General features: G+C 64.9%; 15 protein-coding genes and 2 pseudogenes. 4 read left to right on the top strand and 13 right to left on the bottom strand.

Annotated features, from left to right (window positions below):
• Window positions 1-129 precede the first annotated feature (129 nt).
• Window positions 130-516 (top strand): VOC family protein, encoded by a 387-nt coding sequence (locus tag ACRQ5Q_RS18350; protein ID WP_439399332.1) that lies wholly within the window; start codon window positions 130-132, stop codon window positions 514-516.
• Between the two features lie 56 nt (window positions 517-572).
• Here ACRQ5Q_RS18350 and ACRQ5Q_RS18345 read toward each other — a convergent pair whose 3' ends face one another.
• On the bottom strand, window positions 573-1,070 hold the full coding sequence (locus ACRQ5Q_RS18345; RefSeq protein WP_439368736.1) for a hypothetical protein: 498 nt from the start codon (window positions 1,068-1,070) through the stop codon (window positions 573-575).
• 258 nt (window positions 1,071-1,328) lie between these two features.
• Here ACRQ5Q_RS18345 and ACRQ5Q_RS18340 point away from each other — a divergent pair, with 258 nt between their 5' ends.
• Window positions 1,329-1,682, top strand: a complete 354-nt coding sequence (locus ACRQ5Q_RS18340) for a GrlR family regulatory protein (RefSeq protein WP_439399330.1) — start codon at window positions 1,329-1,331, stop codon at window positions 1,680-1,682.
• Here the strand turns inward: ACRQ5Q_RS18340 and ACRQ5Q_RS18335 are convergent, their stop codons facing one another.
• The 10 genes and pseudogenes from ACRQ5Q_RS18335 to ACRQ5Q_RS18290 form a co-directional block, all read right to left on the bottom strand.
• Entirely contained in the window at window positions 1,683-4,370 is a 2,688-nt protein-coding gene (locus ACRQ5Q_RS18335) for a PAS domain S-box protein (RefSeq protein WP_439368738.1), read from the bottom strand.
• A 151-nt stretch (window positions 4,371-4,521) separates the two neighbouring features.
• Window positions 4,522-4,648, bottom strand: a pseudogene (locus ACRQ5Q_RS18330) (EamA/RhaT family transporter); the annotation flags it as partial.
• Window positions 4,617-4,853 (bottom strand): annotated as a pseudogene (locus ACRQ5Q_RS18325) (EamA family transporter); the annotation flags it as partial. The pseudogenes ACRQ5Q_RS18330 and ACRQ5Q_RS18325, both read right to left, overlap by 32 nt.
• Window positions 4,854-4,917: 64 nt before the next feature.
• Window positions 4,918-5,712 carry an NUDIX hydrolase gene (locus ACRQ5Q_RS18320; protein ID WP_439399328.1) on the bottom strand — a complete coding sequence of 265 codons (795 nt, stop codon included), beginning with the start codon at window positions 5,710-5,712 and terminating at the stop codon, window positions 4,918-4,920.
• 4 nt (window positions 5,713-5,716) lie between these two features.
• Window positions 5,717-6,670, bottom strand: a complete 954-nt coding sequence (locus ACRQ5Q_RS18315; protein WP_439399326.1) for a dihydrodipicolinate synthase family protein — start codon at window positions 6,668-6,670, stop codon at window positions 5,717-5,719.
• A 144-nt stretch (window positions 6,671-6,814) separates the two neighbouring features.
• Window positions 6,815-7,693, bottom strand: a complete 879-nt coding sequence (locus ACRQ5Q_RS18310; protein ID WP_439399324.1) for an SDR family oxidoreductase — start codon at window positions 7,691-7,693, stop codon at window positions 6,815-6,817.
• Between the two features lie 219 nt (window positions 7,694-7,912).
• Window positions 7,913-8,773: a MaoC/PaaZ C-terminal domain-containing protein gene (locus tag ACRQ5Q_RS18305; protein ID WP_439368743.1), complete on the bottom strand. Its 861-nt coding sequence runs from the start codon at window positions 8,771-8,773 to the stop codon at window positions 7,913-7,915.
• Between the two features lie 241 nt (window positions 8,774-9,014).
• On the bottom strand, window positions 9,015-9,404 hold the full coding sequence (locus ACRQ5Q_RS18300; protein WP_057198968.1) for a Zn-ribbon domain-containing OB-fold protein: 390 nt from the start codon (window positions 9,402-9,404) through the stop codon (window positions 9,015-9,017).
• Window positions 9,404-10,561, bottom strand: coding sequence for a thiolase domain-containing protein (locus ACRQ5Q_RS18295; protein WP_439399322.1), 1,158 nt, complete (start codon window positions 10,559-10,561; stop codon window positions 9,404-9,406). The genes ACRQ5Q_RS18300 and ACRQ5Q_RS18295 overlap by 1 nt, the downstream gene beginning before the upstream one ends.
• An 842-nt stretch (window positions 10,562-11,403) precedes the next feature.
• A complete protein-coding gene (locus tag ACRQ5Q_RS18290) occupies window positions 11,404-14,895 on the bottom strand; it encodes an indolepyruvate ferredoxin oxidoreductase family protein (protein WP_439399320.1) in 3,492 nt (1,163 codons plus the stop codon).
• A gap of 274 nt (window positions 14,896-15,169) precedes the next feature.
• Here ACRQ5Q_RS18290 and ACRQ5Q_RS18285 point away from each other — a divergent pair, with 274 nt between their 5' ends.
• Window positions 15,170-16,405 (top strand): c-type cytochrome, encoded by a 1,236-nt coding sequence (locus tag ACRQ5Q_RS18285; protein WP_439399318.1) that lies wholly within the window; start codon window positions 15,170-15,172, stop codon window positions 16,403-16,405.
• Between the two features lie 108 nt (window positions 16,406-16,513).
• On the opposite strand, the gene ACRQ5Q_RS18280 is transcribed toward ACRQ5Q_RS18285, so the two are convergent.
• Window positions 16,514-17,158, bottom strand: a complete 645-nt coding sequence (locus ACRQ5Q_RS18280) for a trimeric intracellular cation channel family protein (RefSeq protein ID WP_439368750.1) — start codon at window positions 17,156-17,158, stop codon at window positions 16,514-16,516.
• Window positions 17,159-17,323: 165 nt separating this feature from the next.
• Between ACRQ5Q_RS18280 and ACRQ5Q_RS18275 the strand changes: the two genes are divergently transcribed.
• Window positions 17,324-17,716 carry a hypothetical protein gene (locus tag ACRQ5Q_RS18275; protein WP_439399316.1) on the top strand — a complete coding sequence of 131 codons (393 nt, stop codon included), beginning with the start codon at window positions 17,324-17,326 and terminating at the stop codon, window positions 17,714-17,716.
• 62 nt (window positions 17,717-17,778) lie between these two features.
• On the opposite strand, the gene ACRQ5Q_RS18270 is transcribed toward ACRQ5Q_RS18275, so the two are convergent.
• Window positions 17,779-18,588 carry an isocitrate lyase/PEP mutase family protein gene (locus ACRQ5Q_RS18270; protein WP_439399314.1) on the bottom strand — a complete coding sequence of 270 codons (810 nt, stop codon included), beginning with the start codon at window positions 18,586-18,588 and terminating at the stop codon, window positions 17,779-17,781.
• Between the last annotated feature and the right edge of the window lie 19 nt (window positions 18,589-18,607).

The raw sequence follows: 18,607 nt of genomic DNA, 5'->3' as shown, positions 1-18,607 counted from the left end.
ACCTCAACCCGGAAGAGGAACTAAGGTTCCCGCGCGTCAGGCGAGTCGGCAGGGACGTGGCGACAACCGGCCGGTGCCGCTAGTCTAACATGCGCCACAACATCGCAAGACCCGTTGGGAGACTATGAAATGCCAATCGCCGTCACTTGGGATCACGTCCATCTGCGCAGCCCCGATTCGGAGGCTACAGCGGCCTGGCTGCGAGAGATCCTCGGTGGCGAGATCGTGCGCGCGCCGGGACGGATCGACGTGAATCTCGGCGGCGCCAAAATCTTCATCGCGCCGCTCGAGGGCGACAATGCGGTCAATCCGCCGCCCCCGCACCCGCATCAGGGTCTCGACCATTTCGGTCTGACGGTGAAGGACATCGACACTGTGGCGGCCGAGATCAAGGCCAAGGGTGTCACCTTCACGCGCGAGCCGACCACGATCCGACCTGGCGTGCGCATCTGCTTCATCCGAGGCCCCGAAGGTATCTCCATCGAACTGCTCGAGCGCGACAAGAAATACACCTGACGCTGCGGAAGCCGCGTCAAGCAACGCGAGACCAGGCGGAGTGCCGCCTGGCGCGCTTACGTCATGCTGCCAGGCATGAAGCAGCGGATGGTGACGCCCATGTAGCCGTAGATCGGCCATACCATGGTGCGCCCCACCCGGTTCGGCTCCGAGATCACGGCCTCATCGGGCACATCGACCCACACGAGTTCCTGCTGCTGGCCGTCAAGCACGTAGCCGAGGCGGGGGACGCGCACACGATAGTGCCCATCCTTGCTCTCCCAATCGGTATCCGAGAGCGCCGAGCCGTCGGCATCGGAGCAGCATGGCCCCTTGCCGCTTCGCAGGCTGTCGAACCAGGCCTTCAAGTCGGCATTGGTGTTGACGAACTGGCCTCGGTCACGGGCATGCCCAAAGGGAGCCGCGAGCCCAATCAGGGCTACGGCGCATGCCAGCCTCGTCACGCTTCGCCAGCGTGTCGCGCTGCCAATCTTACGTCGTTCACTTTTGCAATTCGTGGGACGCGCACTGTACAGACGCGGCTCATCGCCGCCGGAATCGATCCAGTTGCTCACGTTCGTCTTGCTCCAGCACCCCGCGGCCAGTGCAACAATGGTTATGCATTTCGCGGGCCAAGTTGATTCGCAACGACTGGCCTCGCCCGGTGATGAGACCCTCACATCGGCGTCACAGACAAGCCGGGACGAATACGGTTCCCGCGACAGAGGTACTCGCCGGCCGGCAAACTGCCGCGTTGCGCGAGGGGATGTGCTTTGGCATAAAAGCTGGACCGGTGACGCCATTGGGCGATGGCGGCCGGCCTACGGGGCGTAATGAAGAACGGCCTCTATTCGATCCACGTTACGCTGCTCGACGGTCGAGTCGGCAAAGGCAGCGGTGTGATCCTTTTTCGCGACGGCAAGATTCTTGGCGGCGATGCCTATCTCTATTACACCGGCAGCTATGTGGTGAAGGATGCGCGCACCTTCAAAGGCGAGGTGCTGGTGCAGCGGCACACGTCACCTCGGGGGGACGACAATCCGCTGTTCGGCGGCCCTGCCCCGGTCGGCATCGGCGTCAGCGGGACCTACACGGAGACCCGCGCGGAGATGACGGGGACGGCGCTGGTCGGCAAGGCCAGCCTGATTTTCGGCGCCACTTTGCACAAGCTCGTCGAAGCCGACTAGCTATTCGGCCGCCTGCTCCAGCGGCGCCGTGCGCGGCAAGATCATCTGGATGCGCGTACCGCCGCCCGGCTCGGAATCGAGATCGAGCCGGCCGCCAAGCCGGTTCGTGACGATGCTGTAGACGATATGCAGGCCGAGGCCGGTACCGCCCTGGTCCCGTCTTGTCGTAAAAAACGGATCAAATGCGCGGCGGCGCACGTCGAGCGACATGCCGCAGCCATTGTCGGAAAAGATGATCTCGACATTGTCCTTGCCGGACTCGCGCACCTGGATGTCGATCATCCCCGGACGGCCGTCCGGGAAGGCATGCGCGACCGAATTGAGGAACAGATTGGTCAGAACCTGCCCGTATGGCCCGGGATAGCTGTTCATGGTCAGATCCGGCTGGCACTCGACGTTGAGAGTCAGGTTGTGCTTGCGCAGGCCCGGCCGCAGGCTCATCACCACCTGCTCAGTGAGATCGCCGAGGTCGAAGTTGCGCTGGTCCGAATAGTTGCGGTCGGCCGCGACCTGCTTGAACGACTGGATCAACTCGGCCGCGCGGTTGAGATTGGAGACGAGCTGCGAGGACGCATCTCGGCTGGTGTTGAGGAAGTCGTTGAGCGTGGAGCGGCGAAGCTCGCCACGCTCGACTTCGGAGGTGAACATCGCGGTCTTGCGCTCCAGCGCGGAGGCGACCGTGAGACTGATGCCGACGGGATTGTTGACCTCGTGCGCGACGCCGGCGACCAGCCTTCCGAGCGCGGCGAGCTTCTCCGCCTCGATCAGCGAGGCCTGCGTCTCACGCAGATTGCGCAGCGCGGTCTCCGCCGCTTCCTTGGCCTTCCGCATCTCCTGCTCACCGCGCTTGCGCTCGCCGATGTCGAGCGCAACGGTGACGATCCGCTCGATCTCGCCATCGGCATCGAGCAGCGGCAGCTTGTTGACCAGCCATTGCCGCATGTTGCCGGCGGCGTCCTCGTACTCCTCCTCGTAGAAGCCTAGACCCTTGCGCAGCTTGAGCACGCGCTTGTCGTTCTCGTCGGTCTTGGCCGCACCGTAGCGCGACATCAGGTCGGCCGTGGTCCGGCCGAGCGCGTCACCGGGCTCGATGCCGAAGATGCCGGCCATGTAGCGGTTCATCAGCACGTAGCGCAAATCGCGGTCCTTGACGTTGATGACAGCAGGCACGGTGTCGATGACCTGCTGCAGCAGGCGCCGGCCTTCCGCGATGGCGTCTTCCGCCCGCTTCTGATCAGTGATGTCGCGCAGCGTGCCCTCGTAGCGGACGATGTTGCCCTGCTCGTCCCGCACGCCGGTGGCGCTGTCGGAGAGCCAGAGGATGTCGCCGCTGCGCTGGCGCACCTGGTACTCGAACTCGCGCACCATTCCGTCCCGCGCCATCAGCCGCTGGTATTCCTCACGCGCCTCGGGATGGACGTAGATGGTGTGGGCGATGTCGTTGATGCTGTCGATCAGGTGCTGCGGGCTGTCATAGCCCATCATCCGCGCCAGTGCCGGATTGGCATTGAGGAGGTCGCCGGCCGGCGTCGTGACGTAGATGCCGTCGACCGAACCCTCGAACAGTTTGCGATAGCTCTCTTCGGCCAGCCGCTGCTCGGTCAGCGCGCGCACCGCCGCCTCGCGCGCGGTGTCGGCCTCCTCCAGCGCGCGGCGGAACACTTCAGCGGCACGCGCGATGTCGCCGATCTCGTTGTCGAGATCGGCGGACGGGATCGAGGTGTCCTTCTGGCCGGCCGCAAGCGCGCGAATCGAGCGCGCGATCTGGGCCAGCGGCCGCACCGTGCGCCGCACCACGAAGGCGGCCGCGAGAATGCCGATCAGCACGCCGATGGAGCCGAGCACGATGCTCTGCCAGCGTGCTTCCGTCAGCGTACGGGCAAAATCGCGCGACAGCACGTGGCCGCGCCTTGCGCTGACCTCGCGCAGCAACTCGGTGACGCGGCCGATCAGCCGCCCCTCGGTGCCCAGCACCTCGCGGTCGATGTCGGCGATCTGACGCTCGCGGACGGCGACCGCCATGATCGCCTCGGCATAATCGTTCACCGCCGCCCTCAGCCTGGGATCGGCGATATCCATTGCGCGCATGCCCTGTGCGGCCTGCTCGGCCGCCGACGGGTTGCGCGCGAGCAGACCGAGCGCGATGCGGCTCTGCGCCTCGGACAGGCGGGAGGCGAGTTCGCGGTCGGCAGCGCCGGCGACCGCTACGTCGAACTGCTCGCGCAGCGGCGGCAGGCCGGCAAGCAATTGGGCGCGGCGGTCGATCAGCGTCGAGATCCGCTCGAGGCCATTGCGATAGGTCGCAAGCCGCTCGGTGACGCCGTCGATCATGTCCTGCTGCTCGGGCGCGAGCTCGATGCGGGTCTTCTTCAGGATGTCGCTGAGCGTCGAGGCCGCCTCGCCCACCTGCTTGAACTGGATGCCGGCGCCGGGATCGGTGACGAAGTCGCGCGCGGCGAGCCGCAGCTCGTTCATGCGGCGGTCGATGTCCTCGGCGAGGTCACCGACGCTCTGCAGCCGCTGCAACTCGGCGAAGGTGGTGTCGATGTGCCGGATCGCAATCACGCTCGCGGTCGAGGTGACGATGATCACCGCCAGCACCAGGATGAAGCTTCCGAACGTCAGTTGACCGATGGACAGCGAAAAGATTCGCTTTTTCTCGGGGGGCGGCGTCAATTCGGCGGACATTGGTGCGTTGAGAACCGGGCTATTGGCGGCCCAATATACGACGTATTGCGGGCCCGGGGAAACATGCCTCCCGCCGCAGAACATCCTTAATATCGCTGGTTTCGGCCGGCCTCCGCGCCGGATTATGACTTACGCTTGCCCGCCACCCGGGCGGGATCGTCATGGCGGCGACGCCGAGAACGACGCAGGCGAGCCCCATGCAGGCGGTCCGGCTCAAGGTTTCGCAAATAGGCCTGCGCTGTGGTGCTGACCGACCCCAGGGTCTGGACCAGGCGGAAGGTGCCGCGCCCGCATGACGACGAGCAGCAGCAGGCCCGCGATCACGGTGCGCGCCGCGATCAGCATGATCGGCGGGATGGTGGCGACGCCGAGCTTGATGAAGGTGTAGGAGCCGCCCCAGAGCGCCGCGAGCACGACCAGCAGCGCCAGCTCGGCGGCGACGTTGACATCCTGCCGGTTGCCCGTTGTATGCGTCCCGTCCATTCCGCGATGGACGGAACCTAGCGCGTCAGCGCTCCCCCGATACTTCGTTGCGTGTCGAAGTGTCTCAGCCGACCGCGCCGACCTCGAACACCTCGCCATCGTAGCCAGCCTCGCGGGGGATGCGGAGCTGGCGGCCGGTTGCGGTCTTGGTCATGACCGGCATCACCGTGACGATCGACATGCTCTTGGCATGGTCGAGCGCGGACTTCACCGTGGGCTGCTTCGCCAGCCGGATGAGATTTCGCGTGGTCGGGAAAGGCAGCTTGAAGCGGCCACTGTCACCGCCCTCCACGGCCTCGCGCGCAGAAACCCAGATCGAGTCGGTGGATTCGCGGCCATCATGGGCGCCAAGCTGATCGGGGGGCGCCGCTGCAAGGAAGAACCAGGTATCAAAACGCTTCGGCATGCCCTCGGGCGTGATCCAGTGAGCGTAAGGCACGAGAGTGTCGAGCACGAGCTGGAGGCCGTTATCGACGAGGATGCTGAGGAAGCTGATCTTGTGCTCGTTGAGCGCGATGCGATGCTTGTCCGCGATCTCCCCTGCACGCCTGGCATCGACAGGCGTGCCCGTGTCCTTCGAGCGCGCCAATAAAATGCCGCTCTCCTCAAACGTCTCGCGGATCGCGGCGATACGAAAGCCGCGGTCCGCTTCGCTCAAGCCCTCGCCGCCTGAATACAGCTCGGCGCGGGCGACGATCTCCTGATCGCCGGCATCGACGCTGCCGCCGGGAAACACCAGCGCGCCCGAGTTGAACTCGATCTGATGATGGCGGACCATCATGAAGACTTCGACTTCCCTGGGGCCGTCACGCAGCAGGAGGATGGTCGAGGCCGGGCGTGATGCTGATGTCTCGGCCATGCGACTAGCCCGCGGCGCTGGATTGCGGGGCGAGATTGGCGCGCTTGTCGAAGCGAGCAACGCGCGACAAGAGATAGTCGACCTCCGCCTTCGCCGTCGCCGTCATCGTCGCGCCGGGCTTGCGCTGGGCGCTGGAGGCGATGATGCCGCGCTTCTGCAGCACGTATTTGCGCACGGTCAAACCGACGCCGGGCTGCTGCTCGTAGCGGATCAGCGGCAGATGCGCGTCGAACAGGTCATGCGCGGCGTCGCGCTTGCCGGCGTTGGAGAGATTCACGACGTCGATCAGGAACTCGGGGAACGCGTAGCCGGTCATGGCGCCGTCGGCGCCACGCTCCATCTCGAAGTCCAGGAACGTACCGCCATTGCCGCAGAGGATCGAGAGCGGACGGAGCGAGCCGTCCTTCTGGAAGCCGCGCAGCGTCGAGATCTTCTCCAGGCCCGGCCAGTCCTCGTGCTTGAGCATCACGCAGTTCGGATTGTCCATGACGATCTTGCGGATCACCGCCGGGGTAAACACCACCGAGAGGGTCAGCGGATAGTCCTGGAGCACCCAGGGCACATCAGGCCCGATGGCTTCCGCGGCCTGCTTGAAATAGCCGACGATCTGGTCGTCGGTGCGCAGCGAGGGCGGCGGCGCGATCATCACCCCTGCCGCGCCCGCGTCCATCGAGGCCTTCGCCAGCGAGCGCATGGTGGCAAAGCCCGGCGCGGAGACGCCGACGATCACCTGCATCTTCCTGGCGCGCTTGACGTAGCGCACCGCCACCTGCTCGGCCTCGGCGGCGTCGAGCTTGGGGGCCTCGCCGAGGATGCCCAGCACCGTGACGCCGTCACAGCCGACTTCCTCGTAAAAGTCGGTCAGACGGTCGATCGAGCGCTCGTCGATCCGGCCGTCATCGTGGAACGGTGTCGGCGCGATTGCGAAGGTACCCTTGGCGTCGGCGGTCAGTTTCATCTAGTCCTCGTCTCTCTCTATTGTCATTCCGGGGCGCGACGCGGTCGCGAGCCCGGAATCCATAACCACGATCCGGAGTATGGATCCTCAGATGCGCAATTGCGCATCATAGCTCAGGCTTCGCGTGCCCCGGGATGACGGCCGTCAAAACCGCCGCGCCCCCATCTTGATCTGCTCCTCCGAGAAGAAGATCTCCTTGGCATGATCGACGATGTCCTGAGCCTTCCAGCCCGAGTGCGGCGGCTTCCAGCCTTCCATCTCCATCATCCGCATTTCGCGCACGCCGCGGGGCCCGGACACGCCCAGCACCTTGCCGGTCTGGTCGCCCGACAAGTCGCTGACCATGTATAGCACGGCCGGCGCGATGCCGTCCGGCCCCAGCGCCGCGCCGGGGTTCTCCTTATAGCGGGGCAGGTCTGCGGTCATGCGGGTCAGGGCCCCCGGGGCCAGCGTCCAGATCCGGATGTTGTATTTGCGGCCCTCGATCGCCAGCACGTTGGACAGGCCCCAGATGCCGCCCTTGGCAGCTCCATAGTTGGTCTGGCCGAAATTCCCGATCAGGCCCGAGGTCGAGGAGGTGTTGACGATGACGCCGCCGCCGTTTTCCCGCATCCAGCGAAACACCGGCATGGTGCAACAAAAGGTACCCTTCAGATGGACCTTGATGACCTTGTCCCAGTCGGATTCGGAGGCCTTGTGAAAAGTCTGATCGCGCAAAATACCGGCATTGTTGACGAGGATGTCGGCCCGGCCGAAGTGCTTGATTGCATCGTCGAACACCGACTGGCCGCCCTCCATGGTGGAGATGTCGGCGCCGTTGGCGACCGCCTTGGCGCCCTCGGCCTTGATCGCGTCCACCACCTGCTGGGCCATGGACTTGTCGGCGCCGGAGCCGTCGCGGGGCCCACCGAGATCGTTGACGACGACCGAGGCCCCTTCCCGCGCGAACAGCTTTGCATAGGCCTCACCGAGCCCGCCGCCGGCGCCGGTGATCAGCGCAACCTTGCCGTCGAGTAGTCCCATGGTGGCTTCTCCCTGATTTTGTTTCTTTCCTTCACCTCTCCCCGCTTCCGGGGAGAGGTCGGATCGCCTTTGCGATCCGGGCGTGGAGGTACAGGTCTCAATACCGTCACAGCTCGTGGTGAGAGCCCCTCACCCCACCCTCTCTCCGCATCCGCCTTCGCCCGAAGGCGGGCTTCGGCGGACAAGAGCGGGGCGAGGGAGTGCACCGGCGGTGCCCGCCTAACCCAGCACCGTCTTGCCGTTCTTGATCACGGTGACGCCGCGCGACTTCACCCTGGCTTCGAAAGAGATCGTGTTGCCGTCCTTCCAGAGGTCCATGGTCACGGTCTCGCCGGGATAGACCGGGGAAGAGAACCGCGCGACGTGCTGGCGGAAGGCGGAAGCGTCGTAGTCGGCATAGGTCTGCAGCACGCCGCGGCAGGTGATGCCGTAGGTGCACATGCCGTGCAGGATCGGGCGCGGGAAGCCGGCCTTCCTGGCGAACTCGGGATCGGAGTGCAGCGGGTTGCGGTCGCCGCAGAGGCGGTAGACCAGCGCCTGGTCGGGACGCGTCGTGATATCGATGCTCCTGTCCGGGCTGCGCGACGGGATCTTGTGCGGATCGGGCTGCGTCAGGTTCGGCCCGCCAAAGCCGCCATCGCCGCGGGCAAAGCGCGAGGCGACCAGCGTTGCCAGCTTCTCGCCCTTCTCGTTCTTGAGCACGGTCTGGTGGCTGATGACGACGCCCTTGTCCTTGCCCTTGTCGTAGACCTCGAGCACGGAGGAGTCCGCGGTGATGTGGGCGGCGACCGGTAGCGGCTGATGAAAGGTGATGTCGCGCTCGCCGTCCACGACCATGACGCGGTTGAGGTTCATCTCGCCCGGCCCCGAGCCCCACGCGGCCACCGACGCAAAGGTCGGCACCACCTTCAGCGGCCGCGGCGTGAACGTGCCCTCGTTGACGAAAGCGAGCTCGTTCTCGTCCATGGGATCGGCGCCGAGGCCGATGCCGTAGGCGTAGAGCATGACCTCGCGATCGGTGTAGGCGTATTTCTGCCCGAGGTTTTTCAGGCCCTTGAGCTCTTCGTATCTGGCGGACATGCTTCTGGTTTCCTCCCGGAATTTCACCGGCGCTCATTGATGCGCCCTCTCCCCTTGTGGGAGAGGGCAGCGAAGACGGTGCGGCAAACTCGTTTGGGTGAGGGGTCGCTTCCGCACAAAGACTCTTTCCATAAAAAGAACCCCTCATCCGGCGCCAAAGCCGAAGCTTCGCTTCGGCGTCTCTCAAGGACGGCGGCTGAAGGCCGCCTATGCCACCTTCTCCCGAGAAGGAAGAAAGCAATCAAGCGGGCGTGAAGAACGGCAGCGGGGCGCCATCGGTCGGCTTGAACACCACCTTCACCTTCTGGCCGATCTTGAGCTTCTCGAGATCGCAATCGACGAAGTTGGTCTGCACCGACGGCCCCTCCTTCAGCGTAACGTAGCCGATGGCGTAGGGACCGGTCGGCGACTTCCGCATCAGGCTGTACGTGTAGATCGTGCCCTCGCCCGACGCCTCTTCCCACACGGTCTTGTCGGAGTAGCAGAACGGGCAGATCGAGCGCGGGAAGTAATGCGCTTCACCGCAAGCGGTGCAGCGCTTGATCATGAACTTGCCCTGCTTGGCCGCGTCCCAGAACGCAGCGGTCTCGGGGTTGGTCACCGGGGCGGGATACTTTTTCGCTTCGCTCATCACACGCGCTCCAGAATGGCCGTCGAGGCCGCGTGGCGGACGCCCAGAAGGCCGCCGGTGCCGTGGGCGATCGCGAGATCGCAATTCCTGACCTGCACCTTCGGATGCGCCTCGCCGCGCAGCTGGCGGACGGCTTCGATGATCTTGGTCATGCCGCCGCGGTTGACGGGATGGTTGCTGCAGAGGCCGCCGCCGTCGGTGTTGAACGGCAGCTTGCCGACGCCGGAGATCAGGTTGCCGTCGGCGACGAACTTGCCGCCCTCGCCCTTCTTGCAGAAGCCGAGGTCCTCGAGCTGCATCAGCACCGTGATCGTGAAGCTGTCGTAGATCGAGGCGTATTTGATGTCCTTCGGCGTGATGCCGGCTTCCTCGAACGCACGTGGGCCGGACCAGACACCGGCGGAATATGTGAGGTCGAGATCCTTGCCGCCGCGCGGGCCCTTCATGGCCTCGCCATGCCCGATCAGGCGCACGAGCGGCTTCTTCAGGCTCTTCGCAATCTCGGGCGTCGTCACGATCAGCGCTCCGCCGCCGTCGGAGACGACGCAGCAATCCATGCGGTGCAGGGGATCGGAGATCATCGGCGAGTTCAGCACGTCCTCGACGGTGACCACGTCCTTCAGCATCGCATGCGGATTGTATTGCGCGTGATGGGAGGCCGCGACCTTGATCCAGGCGAGCTGCTCGCTGGTGGTGCCATAGTCGTGCATGTGACGCATGGCACACATGCCATAGGCATTGTGCGTGGTCGCGCCGTAAGCGGACTCGAAGTCGGCTTCCGCGCCGGCCGCGCGCGGCGGCATTGCGCCGGTACGCGGTTTGCCCGCGAGCGTAACCAGCGCGATCGAGCACTTGCCCGCTGCGATGGCTTCAGCGGCGTGGCCGAGATGGATGATGTAGGAGCAGCCGCCGGTCTCCGTGGAATCCACGTGGCGAAGCTTCTTGGTGTTCAGGCCGAGATAATCCACCATCGGCCAGGCGCCGCCGGGCGCATCGCCCGCGCAGAAATAGCCGTCGACATCGTCCTTCCTGATCCCGGCATCCTCGATCGCGCCCTTGGCGACCTCGGCATGGAGCTGGGCGGTGGATTTGTCCGGCGCATGCCGGGTCGGGTGTTCGTAGATCCCGGCAATGTAGGCCTTGCCCTTGATGGTCAAAACAGAGGTCTCCGCTCGCGTTTCTTCTTGCCCCCTTTTTTCTGAACCGCTGATGCCCGGTTGGCAAGCGCGGAAATATTCCGTCGGGCGAGAGAGCCGCGGGTTGGCGCAAGGACAGGAAGCGAACCTGCCTGCCCCGTCGTCATTGCGAGGAGCCCTTGCGACGAAGCAATCCAGCGTCCCTCCGCGGACGGATTCTGGATTGCTTCGCTGCGCTCGCAATTACCGAGTTCGCGGATGCCGAGGTCGTTCTTTCCACTCACAGCTGAATCGCAGACACACGCCCGCATCCTCGCAGCGGGTTCGCCCGAGTTTGGCTCCCGTCTTGCTCCTCCGAAAACAGTGGGCGCAGGGAAGACCGGGTGCCGGCTGGGCACCCACGGTCCGCTGTGCGCGAATGCGCGAAGAACAGATGCACAGCGGCATACAGGTGCGGCCAAACATCCGGCCTTCCCTGCGCAGTGGCGTTACGGCTTATGTCGGGCTCTCCTTGGGGAGCGATGCACTATTGCCCCCGTCGCCTTGCGAGTGACCGCAAGACTTGACGCACAGACCCCGGGCGTCCCGAGACCGCGCCCGTCGTGCACGTGAGACAATCCCCCGTGCGACGGAGCCCGCGTCCACCGCCGCTCACCCCGCGTTTCGTGACGATCGCGATACGCCCCTCTGACTGGGATGAGGTGGTGGATGGATACGACGATTCCGAATTTCGGTAAAGCTGAATATTTTTGCGCGCGAGAATTGACGCGCCGCATGGGTGTTTTGCCTGACGGGCGACGCAAGGGATGGTGTCGCAGGGTTGCAACCCGGATGAAGCGAAGCTCCATCCGGGCTACGGTGGGCTACTCCGCTGCGATCTGCCTTGGCGCGGCCGGCGGGTTTGCCAAGTCCGCGGCGAGCTGGGCGTAGCGCGCCTTGGCGTCCTGAACCGCCTTCTCCTTCACCGGGCCGTAGCCGCGGATGCGGTCGGGCAGCGAGAGCAATTCGACCGCGGTGTCGATCGTGACCGGCGACAACAGGCCGAGCACGGTGGCGACGTCCTTCTCGTAGCCGGCGATCAGGTCGCGCTCGAGCTTGCGGTCGGCGCTGCGGCCGAAGATGTCGAGCGGGGTGCCGCGCAGGAACTTGAATTTCGCCAGCACGCGGAAAACCTTCAGCATCCACGGGCCGAAGGCGCGCTTCTTGGGGCGCCCCAGGGCGTCGACATCGCGGCTGAGGATCGGCGGGGCAAGATTGAAGCTGAACTTGAAGTCGCCCTCGAACTGGTCGCGCAGCTGCTGCTCGAAGGCGCCGTCGGTGAACAGGCGCGCGACTTCGTATTCGTCCTTGTAGGCCAGCAGCTTGGCGTAGTTCACCGCGACCGCGCGCGGCAGCGCATCGCCATAGCCGCCCTGCCTGGCGGCGTCGCGGACCTGATCGACCAGCTTGCGATAGCGCTTGGCGAGACGGGTGTTCTGATAGGCGGTGAGATGCTTGGCGCGGTGCTCGATGACCTCGTCGAGCGTCATGGCGTCCAGCGTCTTCGGCGCAGCCACCTCGTCCGTCCCCTTCAGCATGTCGGCGAGGCGCTGGGGATCGGCAGCCGCGAGGCGGCCGAGGCGGAAGGCTTCCTTGTTCATCTTGATCGAAACGCCATTGACCTCGATCGCCTGCTCGATCGCTTCAGCCGACAACGGGAACAGCCCCTTCTGATAGGCATAGCCCATCATCATCATGTTGGTGGCGATGCTGTCGCCGAGCAGCTGCTCGGCCGGCCTGGTGAAGTCGAAGAACACCGAGTCCTTGTGCAGCGCAGTCTCCAGCACCGCATTGAGCGTGCGGGTCTGGAAGTTGAAGTCGCGGTTGAGGATGAAGTCGGCGGTGGGAATGACGTGGCTGTTGATGATGCCGCGGGTGCGGCCGGAATCGCATAGCGAGATGGTGTCCTTGGCGACCGCGACGACCTCGTCGGCGGCGAGCACGAGATCGGCCGTGCCGGTGACGATGCGCGAACAGGTCACTTCGGCGGGATGATCGGATAGGCGGACATGGCTCAGCACCGCCCCGCCCTTTTGCGCCAGGCCCGACATGTCCAGGATCATCGAGGCCTTGCCCTCGATGTGCGCGGCCATGCCGAGCAGCGCGCCGATGGTGAGAACACCGGTGCCGCCGACGCCGCCGATCGCGATGTTGTAGGGCTTGTCGAGCGACGGGCGCGAGGCCGGCTCCGGCAGCTCGCCGATCTCGGCAAGCTCGGCTGGGGCGCGATGACGCGGCGCACCGCCGTCGATGGTGACGAAGGACGGACAGAACCCCTTGAGGCAGGAATAATCCTTGTTGCAGGCGGACTGGTTGATGGCGCGCTTGCGGCCGAACTCGGTCTCCAGCGGCTCGACCGAGATGCAATTCGACTGTACCGAGCAGTCGCCGCAGCCTTCGCAGACCGCCGGGTTGATCATGACGCGGCGCGCCGGATCCTCCATCAGCCCGCGCTTGCGGCGGCGGCGCTTCTCAGCGGCGCAGGTCTGCACGAACACGATGGCCGACGTGCCCTTGTATTCGCGGCACATCTTCATGACGTTCTGGAGCTCGTCGCGGTGATATTTCTTCACGCCCGGGGCGATGCTATCAGCCGGATACGCGTCCGGATTTTCCGAGACGAGATAAATCTCGCTGATGCCCTCGGCATGAAGCTGGGCCATGATCTTCTGCGGCGAGAGATCGCCGTCATGGCGCTGGCCGCCGGTCATGGCGACGGCATCGTTGTAGAGGATCTTGTAGGTAATGTTGGCCTTGGAGGCGATCGCCTGGCGGATGGCGAGAATTCCCGAGTGGAAATAGGTGCCGTCGCCGAGGTTCGCAAAAATGTGGTTCTCGTTGGTGAAAGGCGCGATGCCGACCCACGGCACGCCCTCGCCGCCCATATGCGTGAAGGTTTCGGTCGAACGGTCCATCCACAGCGCCATGAAATGGCAGCCGATGCCGGCCATGGCACGGCTGCCTTCGGGGACCTTCGTGGATGTGTTGTGCGGGCAGCCGGAGCAGAAATAGGGAGTGCGGGAGACGGGTGCGACCGCCTGCATCTGGGTCGCCTGACGGCCGTTGAACCAGTCGGCCTTGACGCGAAGCATCTCCGCGATCTCGGGGTTGAGATTAAGTCGAAGCAGTCGCTCGGTCAGCGAGGTCGCAAGCGAGGCGACGCTGAGCTCGGCGGCGAAGGTCAGGAAGCGCTTGTCGTGCTCGTCCATCTTGCCGACGATGCGCGGGCGGACGTCGTCGCGCCAGTTGAACAGCTCCTGCTTGACCTGGTTCTCGACGATCTCGCGGCGTTCCTCGACGATGAAGATCTCCTCGAGCCCGACCGCGAATTGCCGCACGCCTTCCGGCTCCAGCGGCCAGGGCATGCCGATCTTGTAGAGACGAAGGCCGATCTTGGCCGCGACCTCCTCGGTGATCCCAAGCTCGCGCAGCGCCTGACGCACGTCCTCATAGCTTTTGCCTGATGCCATGATGCCGAAGCGGGCATTCGGCGAATCCATGGTGACGCGGTTGACCTTGTTGGCGCGCGCAAAGGCGATCGCGGCGAAGCCCTTGTAGTCCTGCAGGCGACGGTCCTGCTCGAAGCGGTCGTCGGGCCAGCGCAGATTGAGGCCGCCGGGCGGCAGCTCGAAATCGGTGGGGATGACGAAGGGCTTCATCTCGTCGGTGAGATCGATCTCGGCGGTGGTCTCCACCGTCTCGGTGATCACCTTCATGCCGACCCAGCAGCCGGAATAGCGCGACATCGCGATGCCGAGCAGGCCCATCTCGATCATCTCGTGGATGCTCGAGGGATAGAGATAGGGCATCAGCGCCGAGATGAAGGCATGATCGGACTGATGCGGGACGGTCGAGGATTTCGCGCCGTGGTCATCGCCGGCGAGACACAGCACGCCGCCGTTCTTGGCCGAGCCGGCGGCATTGCCGTGGCGGAACACGTCGCCGCAGCGGTCGACGCCGGGGCCCTTACCGTACCAGATGCCGACCACGCCGTCGTATTTGGCGCCGGGGGAGAGGTTGAGCTGCTGCGAGCCCCACACGGCAGTCGCAGCGAGGTCTTCGTTCACGCCGGGCTGGAACTTGATGTTGTACTGCTCGAGATGTTTTCGCGCGGCGAACAGCTGCTGGTCGTAGCCGCCGAGCGGCGAGCCGCGATAGCCGGAAATGAAGCCCGCGGTGTTGAGGCCATTGGCGCGGTCGCGCCGGATCTGCGCCATCGGCAGGCGGACCAGGGCCTGGATGCCCGTGGTGAAGACGTGCCCGGTCTGCTGGGTGTATTTTTGATCGAGACTGATCGGACCCTGGTTGATGCCCATTCTTGTCCTCATCCGCCTTTTGAGACTGCTTAAGCCGTTGCCTGCCCGTCGTTTTTAGCTAGGGCGCGCCGACCACCTCTGCCACTCTATGTCGGATACTTAACGCGGCGCATCAGAAATCTGGGCCAATGCGAGCGCCGGGTAAAAATCGCAATTTCGTGGCTGCAAAGGCATCGGGCATTTTCAATTTGTGTCACCATACCCCGGCCGTCGCGAAATGAATTGATGCTCCTTTCACGCGGGTACTGTCGCCTGGTCGCAGGAGAGGCTTTCGATGCGGACGATTCTGGCCGGTCTGGTTCTTGCGGGTCTGGCGTTGTGCAGTGCGGTTGCAGGTACGGTCACAAGCCTGGCCCGTGCCGCCGAACCATCGCCGGAGCTGATCGCCTATGGCAAGACGCTGGTCGAGGCCGGTGACTGCGCGGGCTGCCACACCGCCGATCCGGCGAGGCCCTTCGCGGGCGGAAAGCGCATCGACACGCCCTTCGGCGCGATCTATGCGCCGAACCTGACGCCCGACCGCGACACCGGGATCGGCGCCTGGACGGACGCCGATTTCACCCGGGCGCTACGCTATGGCATCGCGCCGGATGGATCGAACTATTATCCGGCCTTCCCCTACCCTTACTTCACGCGGATGACGAAGGACGACACGCTGGCGATCCGCGCCTATCTAGGCTCGCTCGCACCGGTGGTGAGCCGTAACAAGCCGCCGGAGCTGCGCTGGCCGTTCAGCTACCGCGGCCTGATGCGGATCTGGAACGCCATGTATTTCAAACCCGGCCTGTTCGAGCCGGACCAGGACCAGAGCGCGGCGTGGAACAGAGGCGGCTATCTCGTCACCGGTCTTGGCCATTGCGGCGCCTGCCACACGCCGAAGAACTATTTTGGCGCCGACAAGCAGGGGCAGGCGCTGTCGGGCAACGAGGTCGGCGGCTGGTACGCACCAAGGCTCGATGGCGCCGCGCGCACCGGGCTGAAATCCTGGAGCGAGGCCGATATCGTCGAGTATCTGCAGAGCGGACGCAACGCGAAGAGTCATGCCGGCGGCCCGATGGCCGAGGTGATTGTCAATTCCACGGCGAAGATGAGCGATGCCGATGTTCGTGCGATCGCGTTGTACCTGAAGAGCCTGGCGCCGGCGCGGCGCGAGACGATCGTGACGCCGCCCGACGATGCCGAGATGAAGGCCGGCCAGGCGGTCTACGCCAAGCTCTGCATCGCCTGCCACGAGGCCGACGGCACGGGAGCGCCGCGGATCTATCCGCCGCTGCCGGGCAATGCGCTGCTGCAATCAGTCAATCCATCCTCGACCCTGCGCATCATCCTCGACGGTGCCTACACCGTGACGACACGGCGCGCACCGAACACCGGCGAGATGCCGGGCTATGCCAAGACATTGTCCGACGCCGAGATCGCCGCGGTGACCAACTACATCCGCAATTCATGGGGCAATTCCGGTCCGCTGGTGACGCCGTCTCAGGTGGCGAAGGCAAGGCGGGAGCGGTAACCCGCCGCTGCCTCCCCGTCATTGCGAGCGTCGCGAAGCAATCCAGAGTCCCTCCGTGGAAAGATTCTGGATTGGTTCGCTTCGCTGGCAATGACGGCGTGGACGGAGCTACCGCTCCTCATCCCCGGTAAACACGAATTTCGGCATCTCCCATTTGTAGCGCACCGCGAGCAGGCGGAAGCTGACGCCGAGGACGAAGGTCAAAATAGTCCAGAGCCCGGCATTGAGGTTGAGGCCGAAGGCGGTGGCATAGAACAGCCCCGTCACCACCGAGACGCTGGCGTAGAGCTCGGAGCGGAACAGCAGCGGCACGTCGTTGCAGAGCACGTCGCGGAGCACGCCGCCGGCGCAGCCCGTCACCATGCCGGAGACGATGACGATGGGCAGCGTCGCATCCATCTGCCAGGCGACATCGCAGCCGGTCATGGTGAAGACGACGAGCCCGATGGCATCGAGCACGATGAAGGCGACCTTCAGCCGGTGCACGAGGCGCGCGATCAGGATGGTGACGAAGGCGGCGCCACCGGCAAGCGCGAGATAGATCGGGTTCTGCACCCAGGCCAGCGGATAATGTCCGAGGAAGAGATCGCGCAGCGTTCCGCCGCCGAGCGCGGTGATGCAGCCGAGGAAGCAGACACCCAGCCAATCCATGCTGCGGCGTCCGGCAGCGAGCGCAGCCGTCATGCCCTGTGCGGCCACCGCGACCAGCGACAGGAAATGCAGCACGCTATCGGTCGGTGGCAGGCTCCACATCGCCGTGTTCCGTCCTCCCTTGCAAAATGGAACTCACGCGCGGTTCCCCGTGGAACAGGTTCCCGATTCCCGAGATCCGGGCAACATCAGACGAAAGCATAAAGGGGGCGGAACAGAATCTCGCACCTGACGGTTGTCTCGCCGCATAACCGAGGAGACCAATCGATGGCTGACGAGCGTTTTCCCAACGATCCGTATCGCCCGAACCTCTCCGACGATGAGCATCTTCGCGCGGCACGTCGGGATGCCGACCTTCAGGCCGATCCCGAGCTTGGCGAAGGCCCTGCCTCCAGCGGCAAGATTGCGCTGTTTGCCGTAGCCGTGGCCCTGGTGCTCGGCGCCGTGTTCTACGGCCTGAACAACAGCACCACGGGCAACCAGGCGAGCAACGAACCGGCGTCGCGGACTGCCCAGCAGACGGCGCCGGCCAATCCGGCCGCCCCTCCCGGCATGCGTGACGTGACGCCGCGCAACAACGCCGAGCCGGGCACGACCACGGGTGCTGCGCCGAGCAAGCCGGCCCCGGATACGCAGAAGCCGTCTGACGGCGCGAAGTAAGGTCACGAGGAAGAGCGGCGGGACTCAACATCCCGCCGCTCTTCGTATGTCTCGCTGCGGCTCTAGCTGAACATCTTGTTGAGCTCGCCGCCCGGATACCCGCTGCCGAGCTCGGTGAACGTCCCCTTCTCCGCCATCTCCTTCGCGGCGCGCATGAAGCCGCCCCATGCGACCCGGGCGAGCGAGCCGCCGACGCTGATGCGGCGCACGCCAAGGTCTTCCGCTTCCTTGAGCGACAGGCCCGAGCCGCCGATCAGAAGGTTGAACGGTTTTGGTGCGACAGCCTTCACGGCCGCGGCGATGTCCTCGCGGCTCTTCAGACCCGGCGCGTAAAGGCAGTCGGCGCCGGCATCGGCGTAGGCGGTGAGCCGGTCGATGACGAGCTTGAGATCGGTGACGCCCCAGAGATACGCCTCGCAGCGGCCGACCAGCAGCGTGCCGCTGTCGCCGATCGCCTTGCGCGAAGCCTTGATGCGCTCGACCGCAAGCGCGCGGTCAAACAGCGGCTTGTCCTTGTCGCCGGTGGAATCCTCGATCGACAGGCCGGCGACGCCGGTCCGCACACAGCGCTCGACATTGTCGGCGACCTTGTCCGGCTCGACGGCAAAGCCGCCCTCGAAATCGGCGTTTACGGGAATGTCGACCGCCGAGCTCAATGCTGCCAGATGCTGACAGACATCCTCGACGGTGACGTGGTTGTCGGCCTTGCCGATGGTCCAGGCAAAGCCGGCGCTCGATGACGCGATCGCCTTGAAACCGAGATGCTGCAAGGCCTTGGCGCTGCCGACGTCGACCGGATTGGGCAGGATGAAGCAGCCGCTCTCGTGCAGCTTCTTGAAGGTCGCGCGCTTGTCGGCGGTCGTCACATGCATGTTTCTCTCCCTTGTTGGC

Origin of the sequence: Bradyrhizobium sp. PMVTL-01, from assembly GCF_051861855.1 — a bacterium.
Taxonomy (GTDB): domain Bacteria; phylum Pseudomonadota; class Alphaproteobacteria; order Rhizobiales; family Xanthobacteraceae; genus Bradyrhizobium.
The sequence above is the reverse complement of the archived record's forward strand: the minus strand, read 5'-3'. Positions and strand labels throughout refer to the sequence as shown.

What these genes read in the sequence shown, in the direction of transcription:
- ACRQ5Q_RS18340 (WP_439399330.1), top strand. Translation starts at nt 1,329, where the DNA reads ATGAAGAACGGCCTCTATTCGATCCACGTTACGCTGCTCGACGGTCGA.
- ACRQ5Q_RS18335 (WP_439368738.1), bottom strand. Translation starts at nt 4,370, where the DNA reads ATGTCCGCCGAATTGACGCCGCCCCCCGAGAAAAAGCGAATCTTTTCG.
- ACRQ5Q_RS18285 (WP_439399318.1), top strand. Translation starts at nt 15,170, where the DNA reads ATGCGGACGATTCTGGCCGGTCTGGTTCTTGCGGGTCTGGCGTTGTGC.
- ACRQ5Q_RS18300 (WP_057198968.1), bottom strand. Translation starts at nt 9,404, where the DNA reads ATGAGCGAAGCGAAAAAGTATCCCGCCCCGGTGACCAACCCCGAGACC.
- ACRQ5Q_RS18350 (WP_439399332.1), top strand. Translation starts at nt 130, where the DNA reads ATGCCAATCGCCGTCACTTGGGATCACGTCCATCTGCGCAGCCCCGAT.
- ACRQ5Q_RS18310 (WP_439399324.1), bottom strand. Translation starts at nt 7,693, where the DNA reads ATGGGACTACTCGACGGCAAGGTTGCGCTGATCACCGGCGCCGGCGGC.
- ACRQ5Q_RS18275 (WP_439399316.1), top strand. Translation starts at nt 17,324, where the DNA reads ATGGCTGACGAGCGTTTTCCCAACGATCCGTATCGCCCGAACCTCTCC.
- ACRQ5Q_RS18290 (WP_439399320.1), bottom strand. Translation starts at nt 14,895, where the DNA reads ATGGGCATCAACCAGGGTCCGATCAGTCTCGATCAAAAATACACCCAG.
- ACRQ5Q_RS18305 (WP_439368743.1), bottom strand. Translation starts at nt 8,773, where the DNA reads ATGTCCGCCAGATACGAAGAGCTCAAGGGCCTGAAAAACCTCGGGCAG.
- ACRQ5Q_RS18320 (WP_439399328.1), bottom strand. Translation starts at nt 5,712, where the DNA reads ATGGCCGAGACATCAGCATCACGCCCGGCCTCGACCATCCTCCTGCTG.
- ACRQ5Q_RS18315 (WP_439399326.1), bottom strand. Translation starts at nt 6,670, where the DNA reads ATGAAACTGACCGCCGACGCCAAGGGTACCTTCGCAATCGCGCCGACA.
- ACRQ5Q_RS18270 (WP_439399314.1), bottom strand. Translation starts at nt 18,588, where the DNA reads ATGCATGTGACGACCGCCGACAAGCGCGCGACCTTCAAGAAGCTGCAC.
- ACRQ5Q_RS18280 (WP_439368750.1), bottom strand. Translation starts at nt 17,158, where the DNA reads ATGTGGAGCCTGCCACCGACCGATAGCGTGCTGCATTTCCTGTCGCTG.